This is a genomic window from Vibrio sp. 10N.261.46.A3 (assembly GCF_041472995.1).
Classification (GTDB): domain Bacteria; phylum Pseudomonadota; class Gammaproteobacteria; order Enterobacterales; family Vibrionaceae; genus Vibrio; species Vibrio coralliirubri.
The window spans coordinates 89060-100418 of sequence record NZ_JBFRRH010000026.1 but is presented as its reverse complement, the minus strand read 5'-3'; the positions used below and the strand labels follow the sequence as shown (position 1 = coordinate 100418).

The following is an 11359-nucleotide window of genomic DNA, read 5'->3' as shown; positions in this document are numbered from 1 at the left end:
ATAAAGTCTAAGGCACTCAATTGAGTGCCTTTTTTCTTCTGTTTATCCCTTTCGTGGTTTTCTTGGCTCTTCTACATAGGGTTTAAGCTTTAATGCCTTGGTCAGTGCTTTATGAAGGTGCTTATTTTTATAAACACTTTTTTTCATATCAATCAAGGGAAGGTGGTCTCTTGACAGTGTGTTTAGAGGAGCAAACTCTCGCCACAGTTTAAAAGGCGCAATTTGACGGATCTGATGTTCCGTTAACGGCTCATACCTATCAATGGCGGTTTTTTTGAGAGTGATTCGATAGTCTTTACCGTATCGTCCTAATGTCTCGTTATCAATCTCATGACCCATAAGCTCGGCAGTCATTGCTGGGTTCTCTTCTCGCTGCTTACGCTCGTCAGCAAACGTATGACGTAAACTGTGAAACGATTTTCCCTCTGCTTTTATCTCTAATGCCGTTAAATAGCGATCAAAGGCTTTACTGGTGTTATGTCCATAACCGTCACGACCTTTGACAATATCAGGGAAGAGTAGGTCAGTTTTTAGTTGCCTACGCTTATATAAATCCTGCAAATACTGCACGTATTTAATGAAGCCAAGGCGGATCAGTGTTTTGTGAACAGGCACTTGTCGGTGACTATTAATGGTTTTAAGGGTTTTATCGTCGTCATCGTTAAAGTCAATCAACCACGTGCGGTCTTCGGTGTAAATATCGCTGATCCTTAGCTGGGATAGCTCCCCTAATCGAGCACCAAGATAGAGTCCGAGTAACGGTAACCAATGCTCATAAGTTCGGTTGTGCTTACCCCCCACGTATTTAGCGGAATTAAAAATCAATGCAAGCTCTTTGGGCGTAAATCGCTCACGTTGCTTTTTCGCCTGACGACGCTGAACGTTGTCTTTGACACGCATTCGTTCAAGAATGTTAACTTGCATATATTTACGCTGAACTGCCCAAATAAAGACACTCTTTAATCTTTCGAGGTTCTTGTTTACATTCGCTGATTTCATTGGCTCAAACGTGCCTTGCATAGCCAGCAAATCGTCAATGGACTTATCTTTAAATGCCTTCAACTTCTTTCGGTTTGGAGGCAGTTTTCGCAACGTTTCTATATAAAGGTTAGCGTGCTCATACGTGAGTTCGTCAACAAAGCGATCCCCCACAATATCAATGAAGGTGTCGTAGAACGATAAGTTCGTGGTATGCGTTTTTTCACTTTGCCATTCGGCACTTTGCTCGTCGTAGAACTTTTTGAACAGCTCAGAGACTTTCAGCATGGTTTTAGGCACAACCACAGGCTTAGAAAAAGGCTCGAAATCTTTCAAGGTGACGTCTTCGCCTTTTTCCAGTAACGCAAGCAGTTTGACAAAGTTATGGGTATCAACTTCGTTTTCCAGCGTAATGCCTTCTAAAACCAGATCCTCTCTCGGTTGGTCGGGCAAATCGGTTCGAAGGGAAGGGGCATCATCGTGAGCCATATCGCTTTTTAACAGCTCCACGACGGTGTGCGAGGCGTTTTCTCTGATCTTCTTGGCGTGGTTTTTTATTTGATTTGGGCTGGACGGGGGCGGTTTGGGCTTCTGTCTTTTCACGACCATACGAGCAATACTGACCGACGGCTCGGCTGCTGAACGACGCTCATTGGCTGCGCTTTGTTCCTGATAAGTGAATCGCTCCTTAAAAGCGATCTGCTCGATATATGGTGTGGGGTCGGACAACGACGGGGAAGAGAGCAGATCAATAATCGCAATAAAGCGATTGATTTTATCCACGTTGCTTAAATCAATATCAGAAAGCGTCAAACCCTCTAACTCAGGGAAGGTGTTAAAAGCGTATTTGATTCGACCTTTTCTTTCTAACAGAGAATAGAGTTGCTGAGTAAATTGTTGATCGAGTATGGCTTCTTTGGTGCGCTGTTCGAGCATCAATTTACGCTTCATTTCGGGATCTATGTCTTTAAATACGGATAACTCTCTTTCCATCGATTGTTGTCGCTCCCTAATTTGGGTAAAGAGCAAATCAAACATCACCTTGTGCTCTCTTGCTTTGACGAGAGCGTCGGCTTTGCATTTTGTGTGAAGGCTTATCTTCACTTCCTTTTTTGCTCTGGGAATGAGCGTAATGATATCTAACGGGGTGCGTTGACGAAAGTAGAACGTGTGATATCTGCCAAGTTGAAGGTAGTTGAGTTTTTGCATTGTGTGTCTCACCTGTGTGGCTCACCTGCAAAATCGCCGTGTCTATCTCCGTTTGCTTGAAAAGCGGATACAAAAAAGGCTTGTAAATCATTGATTCACAAGCCTTTTTTCTTTCCAATTGGTGGAGCTGGCGGGAGTTGAACCCGCGTCCAAAAATCATTCATCATTGGTACTACATGCTTAGTCGATCTTTAATTTCACCAGCAACCTGCGAACCGACACGCTAGTTAAAGGCTAACCTGAATTATAATTCGCGCTTTTCCTCTCAGGTGGGAGAAGCCACGCTAGCTAGTTTGGGTTTGATCTCTTATTGGTCCCCGTCTTACGAGCGGAAGCTAGGGTAAGAGAGCTCTGAGCAGGTTATTAAGCTGCTAGTGCGTAGTTTTCGTCGTTTGCGACTATTTTTTTGCGGCTTTTAACGTGGCCAACCGCCCCACGGCATGCACCTCAGACTTCAAAATTCCTGTCGAATCCTAAATCAGCCCCAAGTGTTATTTGCATAGTACCAGAAAAGCTTACCCTGTCTAGCACTGTGCGTTTAAGTGCTTAAAATTAACGCAAATTACTCTTCATAATTCGTGCTTTATCTCTCGCCCAATCTTTTTCTTTCATATCAGTACGTTTATCGTGCAGCTTTTTACCTTTCGCTACGCCAACTTTAATCTTCGCCCAAGAGCGAGACCAGTAAAGTGCGGTTGCGACAAGTGTCATGCCTTCACGGTTAATACGACCGATAAGGTTATCGAGTTCTTTTCTCGACATCAGGAGTTTACGGATACGTGTTGGGTTCGCCACGATATGAGTACTCGCTTGAGTAAGCGGAGTGATCGTCATACCACTGATGAATGCTTCGCCATCTCGGATGTAAACGTAGCTTTCTGCGATATTGGTTTTGCCTTCACGTAGGGATTTTACTTCCCAGCCTTGTAGCTCAAGCCCCGCTTCTATCTCATCATCGATGAAATATTCGTGGCGAGCTTTCTTATTAAGCGCAATGGTATTACTACCGGCTTTTGATTTTGATTTATTCTTTGCCATAATGGCCTCATTATACGGATTGCGCCCTAGTTGGGGAATCCTTTTTATTTGCGCTCTGGCCCAATACAATTAAAATTGCAGTTTGTGTTAATGTAACGCTGTCTTTAACAGGAGTCTATATGCCAAAGGTTACTCGTTCAGCATTAGTGTCGTTTAGTGCCGACCAGATGTTCAGCTTGGTCAATGATGTTGCTCGTTATCATGAGTTTTTGCCAGGGTGTTCTGGTTCACGTGTGATCGAATCTTCAGATTCAGCTATGGTGGCTTCGGTTGATGTATCTAAAGCCGGTATCAGCAAAACATTTACTACGTCTAACCGCTTAGCGGATGGCGCTGAGATCTTGATGGAGCTGGTGGATGGCCCATTTAAGAAACTGCAGGGTGGTTGGTATTTCACTCCGCTCGATGAGCAAGCGTGTAAGGTTGAGCTTAAGTTGGAGTTTGAATTTTCTAGCCGAATGATTGAAATGGCATTTGGTAAGGTTTTCAATGAGCTGACGAGCAATATGGTCAGTGCTTTTACTCAACGCGCGAAACAGGTTTATTAAGCCATGACTATTGAATCGGATATGATCCACGTAGAGGTTGTGTTTGCGCTTCCGCACGAACAGCGTGTGTTTACCTTGGTGGTGAACAAAAATGCGACTGTGGAAGAGATTATTGCGCAGTCTGGTGTTTTGGAACTGTATCCAGAAATCGACTTAGCGAAAAATAAGGTTGGCGTGTTCAGCCGTAACGTTAAGCTAGATGCGACGGTTCGTGATAAAGACCGTATCGAAATCTACCGTGCACTGTTAGCCGATCCAAAAGAGATTCGCCGTAAGCGTGCTGAGCAAGCGAAAGCAGCAGTGGCTAAATCGTAATGCCAAACAAATTTAACTAAGAAGAGAGCTCGCTATATTGGCGAGCTTTTTTGTGCCTGCGGATTAGACAACGGACCTAATTTGTTAGCAGATATTAAAAAGCCCGCTCATTGAGCAGGCTTTTGCGATTCATACTTTTTCGACTGATAGCTTTGTCGACTGATAGCTTTATCGGCTAAGAGCTTTGTTGACTGGAAAGCTTTGTTGGTTGAAAGCTAGCGAAGGCTTTCGAAGAACTCATCACTGGCTTCAAAATCACCATTGATCGTTACTAAAGTGCCAGTGGCATCAAAGTTCACGACTAGGTTTTTCTGAATCGGGTCTTCATGGCCTTTTTGGTGGTGGTAAATGTAGTACCACGTATCTGGGTAGCCATTTTCGATAAGCATAGGTGAGCCCATAACGTAACGAACTTGTGTTTTTGTCATGCCAAACTTGAGCTGGTCGACAGCTTCCTGTTCAACATAGTTACCCTGATTGATGTCAATTCGATAAACCAACTTCTCTAATAGAGAGCAACCGGTCAACATTGTTAGTGCAAGTGGAACTGCAACTAACCACTTTTTAATTCGCATAGTTTGAGATCTTTCTTCGCTAAAATACTGCCTGATAATAAACAAGCTCCAGCAAGAAGTAAAAAGCTCCTTGCGCTTTGAGCTTGTTATGACTGGCAATTTTGAATTAAGTTGCAAAATTGCCAAGATTTTTCGGTAAATTATCAGAAAGTTGCTGAATATGTAACCTAAGCTGCGATTAATAACTCTTTTGCGTTGGCAAGCGTCGATTCGGTAATCTGGCTGCCACCAAGCAGTCGAGCAAGCTCTGAAACGCGTTGTTGCTCATCAAGCGTGTGCATTTGAGTCTCGGTTTTACCTGATTTCGTGTTCTTCGCTACAAACAGCTGTTGGTGGCCGCAACCGGCAACTTGAGGTAAGTGAGTCACACACATCACTTGCGTAGATTCCCCCAGCTTACGTAGCATTTTTCCGACAACCGCAGCGGTTGGTCCACTGATACCCACATCGACTTCATCGAAAATCAGGCTTGGTGTATCTACTTTTTGCGCTGTGATCACCTGAATCGCTAATGAGATTCGTGATAACTCACCACCAGAGGCCACTTTCGCAATTGGCTGCATCGGTTGGCCTGGGTTGGTCGAAACAATGAAGGTCACGTTATCCATACCCAGTGGAGAAGGGTGTGTGTTGGTGTTGTTCACTTCAATGGCAAACTGCGCTTTTTCCATGCTCAGTTCGTGCATGCTTTGCGTGATCAGCTTGTTGAGCTCTTTTGCGTAACGAGTTCGAGACTTATGAAGCTTCTCTGATTTAGCAACGAACGATTGGTATTGGTTTTCTACCTCGTTGGCTAATTCTTCCAATTTTTCATCAGAGCAATCAAGCGCTTCAACTTGTTGTAGTAAGTCTTGATGGTGCTTATACAGCTCTTCAGGTAACACGTGGTGTTTACGAGACATCGACATCACTTTAGAGAAACGCTCCTCAACGTAAGCCATACGGCCGGGATCAACATCAATGCTGTCTAGGTATGTTCTTAACTCGTTGTTGGTTTCTTCAATCTGAATAATGGCTTCGGAAAGCAAGTTTGGTAACTCGGCTAATCTTTCATCTAGCTCAGCTAGCTGAATTAAGGAGTTATTGGCCGATTGCAGAATACCAAGCGCATTAACTTCTTCGCCCTCATAAATAAGCTCGATAGCTTGCTGACAGGTTGTGGCCAGTTCTCCGCTATTGGAGAGGCGCTTATGCTCTTGTTCGAGGTCTTCATACTCTTCCTCCCCAATAGACAGCTCATTTAACTCTTTGATTTGGTATTCAAGAAGTTGTTTTTGAGCTTGGTTTTGCTGGCTATTTTCACGTAACTCTTTTAAGTGGTTATCCGCTTGTCGCCACGCTTGATAAGCATTACGTGTCGATTTCAATAGGTTCAAGTGGCCTGCGTATTGATCAAGCATGGCCATTTGGTAATCGCTTTTCATCAACTGATGATGCGCGTGTTGACCATGGATGTTGATCAGCAGTTGTCCAAGTGATTTCAATTGCGAAAGAGGGACAGGGCTACCGTTGATGAATGCACGAGAACGACCTTCTTTTGAGATGGTTCTGCGCAGGATGCACTCACTGCCATCAAGCAATTCGTTGTCTTCTAACCAGCGGGTAGCATGCAGATTGTTCTCAAGTAAAAAAGCGGCACTGACTTCGGTTTTTTCTTCACCTTGTCGAACCATTCCTGCATCGGATCTTCCCCCAAGGCACAAGCCTAAAGCATCGATAGCGATAGATTTACCCGCACCAGTTTCCCCGGTGATTGTTGTCATGCCTTTAGAGAGTTCTAGCTGTAAAGACTTAACAATAGCGAAATTATTAACACTTAAATGAGCCAGCATTTTTATTTACCTGTATAACTGAACAATACTGTATATAAGCTCAGTATATACTGTTTCTTTATACAGTAAAGTCGACAGGTGAAAATTTTTTGCGACAGCTCTCAGAATTGAGCTTGTCTGTAGATCACTGAAACCGCTATAGATTCCCAACTCAGTCGTCCCTCCCTCTTGGGAATGACGATGTGGCGGATTGACGTAAAGATAGAGATAGTGAGCTTTAATCGGCAATAAAAAAGGCTGACGAACGTCGTCAGCCTTTCAAAATCATTCGCTTTTCACTTAGAACAGCTTACTCGACCAGCCTAGCTTGTTACGTAGAACGTGGTAGTAGTTGTAGTCTTTAGGATGGATCAGTTTGAGCACATTTGGGCTTTGGTAAATGTGGATCTCATCGCCAGGAGAAACAGGCAGTGAGATTTGACCATCGCAGCTGACTTCCTGAGTTCCACGGTTATCAGGCGATACAATCAGCTTGATACGACGTTTTCCATCCACCACAAGTGGGCGGCTTGAAAGGGTGTGCGGGAACATTGGCACGAGTGAAATAGCATTTAGGCTTGATGACAGGATAGGGCCGCCGCCAGAAAGCGAGTAGGCGGTAGAACCTGTCGGTGTTGAGACGATTAAGCCATCAGAGCGCTGTGAGAAGGCGAAGCTGTCATCGATGTAGACTTCGAACTCGATCATGTGCGCGACTTGGCCGGGGTGCAGTACAGCCTCATTAAGGGCTGCATTGTGGCTTTTTATCTGGCCGTGACGATGAATTTCCGTTTCAAGTAAGAAGCGCTCTTCTTCCATGAACTCGCCTTTGAGTACATCAGTAAGCGCACTCTGGAAGTTTTCAGGGTTGAGATCGGTTAGGAAACCAAGGTTGCCTCGGTTAACACCAATTACTGAAATGTCGAAACGTGACAGGATTCTAGCGGCACCGAGCATATTTCCGTCACCACCGACCACAATAGCGAGATCGGCGCGTTTACCTAATTCAATCAGGCTAGAAAAATGTTCTTTTGGGATGTCGTCTAAAATAGTGGCGAGTCTGTCATCAACAAACACTTGATAACCCTCAGCACTTAACCACTGATAGAGCTCTCTATGAGTCTGAATTGCTTGCTGATCTCGAGGTTTACCGATAATGGCGATGACTTCAAATGGCTTTTTCATAACGTTTCCAAACGAATTAGGCTTGAATCAAAATTCTTCATCCCCATAATAAAGGCAAGTTGAACGTCTATGCGAGTGTTTTATATCAATTTGGGGCGCAAACACGCCTGTCACTTGCATTGAAAACGAATTCTGGAGATATCATGAGCAACGAAGAAAACAAAGTAACCGAAGCAGAGCTAGATCAGATCATCGCTGAAGCTGAGAAAGTTGAAGAAGCTGAACTGAATGAAGACGCTGCTGATGAGCAGGAAGCAAAAATCGCTCAACTGGAAGCTGCACTGCTTTCTAGCGAATCTAAAGTGAAAGAGCAGCAAGATTCTGTTCTTCGCGCGAAAGCTGAAGTTGAAAACATGCGTCGCCGTAGCGAACAAGAAATTGATAAAGCGCGTAAATTCGCTTTGAACAAGTTTGCTGAAGGTCTGCTTCCTGTAATCGACAACCTAGAGCGTGCAATGCAAGCAGCAGACGCTGAAAACGAAGTGGTTAAGCCACTGTATGAAGGTGTTGAACTAACGCACAAAACGTTCGTAGACACAGTTGCTAAGTTTGGTCTTAAAGAGATCAACCCTGAAGGTGAAGCGTTCAACCCTGAATTCCACCAAGCAATGTCTATTCAAGAAAGCCCAGATCACGAATCAAACACAGTTATGTTTGTGATGCAAAAAGGCTACGAACTAAACGGTCGTGTGGTTCGCCCAGCGATGGTTATGGTTGCTAAGTAATGACGAATTACGTTGCCAAGTGATTGACTGGCGTATTGACTGAGTCAGTCGCAGCGACAAAATAAATCACTGGTTTGCGTAAAATAAAAAGAGAGGCATAGGCCTCTCTTTTTTGTGCCTATAACTTGAGAGTCCACGTAAATAAGCATTAAAACCGCATTAAGAATGTCGTTCTTTTTATTTCATTCAGATCAGCGATTTAGAGTTTTGTGTTATGAAACTTGTTGTGATTGAGTAAATGTTTTGATGTCACATTTGTGATGTTTTTGTAAATAAATACTTTTAATTGTTATCTTTGTATGTAAAATCCACTGCCATATAGCGATTTTGGTCGCATATATAACTATAAAAGTACAAATTTTAAACACAACAAACTGGAGAAGAACGATGGATAAATCGCTCTCAAGTAAAATTTTTGTAGGCTTGTTCGCCGGTCTACTTATTGGTACTGCTATTCAGTACCTATTCAGCGGTATTGCTATTTTTGATACGTATCTACTTGGCGCTGCCGAAGGTGCTGGTGGTATGTTCGTATCACTTATCAAATTGCTTGTAGTTCCTCTTGTATACGTATCTATTGTTTGCGGTATTGTTGAGCTAAAAGATATTCGTTCATTTGGTCGTCTTGGTGGTAAAACCTTTGGTCTTTACATTATTAACACCATCATCGCGATTTCAGCAGCGCTAACGATTGGTCTTATTTTCCAACCAGGTGCAGGTGCGAACCTTGCGGGTACGGTTTCTGAGACAATTGCGCTTACAACAACTGAAACACCAGACATCTTCTCTCTTGTTGTTAACATCGTTCCTAGCAACCCTGTAGAAGCGTTTGCAAGCGGCGACATGCTACAAATTATCTTCATGGCAATTTTGACAGGTCTTGCTATTCAAGCACTTGATTCTCGTGGTGGCCCAGCTATCAAGACATTCAAGATGGCTAACGAAATCATGATGAAGCTTATCGGCCTAGTAATGAGCTTGGCGCCTTACGGTGTATTTGCTCTGATGATTCAACTGGGCGCAACACTGGATGCAGACACGCTAATGTCAGTTGCTGGCTATGTGGCGCTTGTGGTTGCAATGCTTGTGTTCTGGATTTTCTTCTTCTACCCAATGATGGTTGGTTCATTCACTGGTATTTCTCCAAAGCAGTTCCTACGTGCAACTCGTGAGCAAGTGCTATTCTCACTATCTACAGCAAGTTCGAATGCAACAATCCCAGTAACAATGCGTACTCTTACTGACAAACTAAACGTATCTAAGTCAGTAGCAGGTTTCGGTGTACCACTAGGTGCAACAATGAACATGTCTGGTGTATCTATCTACATCGCACTAGCAACTATGTTCGTAGCAAACGCGTTTGGTCAGCCAATCAACACTGCTGATATCTTCACTCTAGGTCTAACTATCTTGCTACTGTCTATCGGTGCGGGTGGTGTTCCTGGTGGTGGTGTTGTGATGGTGGGTGTTCTATTGCACCAACTAGGTTTGCCACCAGAAGGTCTAGCGATTGTTGCTGCTGTAGACCGTATCTGTGACATGTTCTGTACTTCTTCAAACGTAGTCGGTGATACAGCGGTTAACACTATCGTTGCTAAATCTGAAAACGAAATTGGCGTTGAAGCTAACGAAGAAGCTGAGCTACAAAAAGCAGAAGCTTAATTTTTAATTAAGACTTGATAACTGCGAAGCCCCGCTCAATCAGAGCGGGGCTTTTTTGTCTCTGCTGATCGGTGTTCGGGCTATCTGCTGGAGGGTCAAAAGAGGAGGCTGTGTTGGTGCGAAGTCTCATTTTTTCTTTTTACTTGCGCTGAATTGGTCATCAGTTTTCAATATTTAATATAGATCACATATAATAATACAATATTATTTTATTGTTCTGACAACCTACATTATGACGACATAAAGGAAACCAAATAATGAAGTTGTCTTACCTTAGCTTACTGACTGCTAGTCTCTTAGCGGCTCCCGCTCTCGCTTCTAATCACGATATTGGTCAAGAGTTCAATCTTGATCCAGCAAAAGCGCCTGCACAAAACTTCGATTTATCTAAATGGAAAATTAACCTACCGGAGCTAACAACAGAAGGCTCTAGAAAAGGCAAAACATTGGAGATCGGTAAGCAAGAGTTGTCGAATGTAGACACACCTTACGTTCATCCTAAATGGTTCTACACTGATGCCGAATCTGGCGCGATGGTGTTTGTGGCTCCGAATACAGCACCAACGACACCAAACAGTAAGAATACTCGTAGTGAACTAAGAGCGATGCTGGCAGACAGCTACTCGGCGCCGAGCAACAACTTCGCGATTTCAAGCCATGAAAATGCAGAAGAGTTTGGTTCTATCGGTGGTCAAATGACGGCAACACTTTCTGTTGATCAAGTAAGTACCAGCGGTAGCTACAAAAAAACAGGCGCATTCTCGGTAGTGATTGGCCAAATTCATGGTTCAGACAATGAGCCTCTGAAAATTGTTTACCGTAAACTGCCGGAGCATGAGCATGGTTCGTTAACGTGGAACTATGAATTAAACCCGCCGACAGAGATGAAAAATGCGAAGGATGAAAACGGAAAGAAACTTCGTAAAGACATTCGCCATGATGTGTTTGGTCAATACAATCTGAAAAAAGGCAGCTCGGATCCTGCTGATGGTATCAAGCTAGGTGAAGTGTTCTCATACGATGTGAACATCAAAGACAACATCATGCACTTAACCTTTACTAAGAATCCAAACTCAGCCGATCCAATTGTGAAGACGTATGATGTTGATTTGGCTAAGGGTAAATATCAGGGGCATGATATCGACCTTGGTTATGGACAGGACTGGATGTACTTCAAGGCGGGCGCATACAATCAATGCAACACCAAAAAGTCGAGCTCTGCCTGTGAATGGCGTGGTATGGAAGCGGGTGATTACACTCAAGCGAGCTTCTACCAGTTAGTGCTTAATCAATAACATGGCTGAATCAGTAAT

General features: G+C 43.6%; 10 protein-coding genes and 1 other RNA gene. 5 read left to right on the top strand and 6 right to left on the bottom strand.

Annotated elements, in window-relative coordinates; genetic code table 11:
* Positions 1 to 42: 42 nt before the first annotated feature.
* The 3 genes from AB4484_RS07250 to smpB all read right to left on the bottom strand — a co-directional run bounded on the left by AB4484_RS07250 (position 43) and on the right by smpB (position 3225).
* Positions 43 to 2187, bottom strand: a complete 2145-nt coding sequence (locus tag AB4484_RS07250; RefSeq protein WP_372077265.1) for a tyrosine-type recombinase/integrase — start codon at positions 2185 to 2187, stop codon at positions 43 to 45.
* Positions 2188 to 2306: 119 nt separating this feature from the next.
* Positions 2307 to 2673: a transfer-messenger RNA gene (gene ssrA / locus AB4484_RS07245) on the bottom strand.
* 66 nt (positions 2674 to 2739) lie between these two features.
* Positions 2740 to 3225 carry an SsrA-binding protein SmpB gene (gene smpB, locus AB4484_RS07240; RefSeq protein ID WP_004735156.1) on the bottom strand — a complete coding sequence of 162 codons (486 nt, stop codon included), beginning with the start codon at positions 3223 to 3225 and terminating at the stop codon, positions 2740 to 2742.
* Between the two features lie 119 nt (positions 3226 to 3344).
* On the opposite strand from smpB, the gene AB4484_RS07235 reads away from it, so the two are divergent.
* Both AB4484_RS07235 and AB4484_RS07230 read left to right on the top strand, forming a co-directional pair.
* Positions 3345 to 3773 carry an SRPBCC family protein gene (locus tag AB4484_RS07235; RefSeq protein ID WP_050653316.1) on the top strand — a complete coding sequence of 143 codons (429 nt, stop codon included), beginning with the start codon at positions 3345 to 3347 and terminating at the stop codon, positions 3771 to 3773.
* Between the two features lie 3 nt (positions 3774 to 3776).
* Positions 3777 to 4088: an RnfH family protein gene (locus AB4484_RS07230; RefSeq protein WP_248402491.1), complete on the top strand. Its 312-nt coding sequence runs from the start codon at positions 3777 to 3779 to the stop codon at positions 4086 to 4088.
* A 215-nt stretch (positions 4089 to 4303) separates the two neighbouring features.
* Here AB4484_RS07230 and bamE read toward each other — a convergent pair whose 3' ends face one another.
* The 3 genes from bamE to nadK all read right to left on the bottom strand — a co-directional run bounded on the left by bamE (position 4304) and on the right by nadK (position 7659).
* Entirely contained in the window at positions 4304 to 4663 is a 360-nt protein-coding gene (bamE, locus tag AB4484_RS07225; protein WP_004735159.1) for an outer membrane protein assembly factor BamE, read from the bottom strand.
* 167 nt (positions 4664 to 4830) lie between these two features.
* On the bottom strand, positions 4831 to 6495 hold the full coding sequence (recN, locus tag AB4484_RS07220; protein ID WP_017059862.1) for a DNA repair protein RecN: 1665 nt from the start codon (positions 6493 to 6495) through the stop codon (positions 4831 to 4833).
* 279 nt (positions 6496 to 6774) lie between these two features.
* Positions 6775 to 7659, bottom strand: coding sequence for an NAD(+) kinase (gene nadK, locus AB4484_RS07215; protein ID WP_017066747.1), 885 nt, complete (start codon positions 7657 to 7659; stop codon positions 6775 to 6777).
* 143 nt (positions 7660 to 7802) lie between these two features.
* On the opposite strand from nadK, the gene grpE reads away from it, so the two are divergent.
* The 3 genes from grpE (at position 7803) to AB4484_RS07200 (ending at position 11341) form a co-directional block, all read left to right on the top strand.
* On the top strand, positions 7803 to 8384 hold the full coding sequence (gene grpE, locus AB4484_RS07210) for a nucleotide exchange factor GrpE (protein ID WP_017069543.1): 582 nt from the start codon (positions 7803 to 7805) through the stop codon (positions 8382 to 8384).
* Positions 8385 to 8771: 387 nt separating this feature from the next.
* A complete protein-coding gene (locus AB4484_RS07205; protein ID WP_019823920.1) occupies positions 8772 to 10046 on the top strand; it encodes a dicarboxylate/amino acid:cation symporter in 1275 nt (424 codons plus the stop codon).
* A 257-nt stretch (positions 10047 to 10303) separates the two neighbouring features.
* On the top strand, positions 10304 to 11341 hold the full coding sequence (locus AB4484_RS07200) for a polysaccharide lyase family 7 protein (protein ID WP_193840484.1): 1038 nt from the start codon (positions 10304 to 10306) through the stop codon (positions 11339 to 11341).
* The last annotated feature ends 18 nt before the right edge of the window (positions 11342 to 11359 follow it).

Bases quoted from the DNA above. Each gene is read 5' to 3' on its own strand.
- AB4484_RS07205 (WP_019823920.1), top strand. From the start codon at position 8,772: ATGGATAAATCGCTCTCAAGTAAAATTTTTGTAGGCTTGTTCGCCGGT.
- AB4484_RS07250 (WP_372077265.1), bottom strand. From the start codon at position 2,187: ATGCAAAAACTCAACTACCTTCAACTTGGCAGATATCACACGTTCTAC.
- smpB (WP_004735156.1), bottom strand. From the start codon at position 3,225: ATGGCAAAGAATAAATCAAAATCAAAAGCCGGTAGTAATACCATTGCG.
- AB4484_RS07230 (WP_248402491.1), top strand. From the start codon at position 3,777: ATGACTATTGAATCGGATATGATCCACGTAGAGGTTGTGTTTGCGCTT.
- bamE (WP_004735159.1), bottom strand. From the start codon at position 4,663: ATGCGAATTAAAAAGTGGTTAGTTGCAGTTCCACTTGCACTAACAATG.
- AB4484_RS07200 (WP_193840484.1), top strand. From the start codon at position 10,304: ATGAAGTTGTCTTACCTTAGCTTACTGACTGCTAGTCTCTTAGCGGCT.
- grpE (WP_017069543.1), top strand. From the start codon at position 7,803: ATGAGCAACGAAGAAAACAAAGTAACCGAAGCAGAGCTAGATCAGATC.
- recN (WP_017059862.1), bottom strand. From the start codon at position 6,495: ATGCTGGCTCATTTAAGTGTTAATAATTTCGCTATTGTTAAGTCTTTA.
- nadK (WP_017066747.1), bottom strand. From the start codon at position 7,659: ATGAAAAAGCCATTTGAAGTCATCGCCATTATCGGTAAACCTCGAGAT.
- AB4484_RS07235 (WP_050653316.1), top strand. From the start codon at position 3,345: ATGCCAAAGGTTACTCGTTCAGCATTAGTGTCGTTTAGTGCCGACCAG.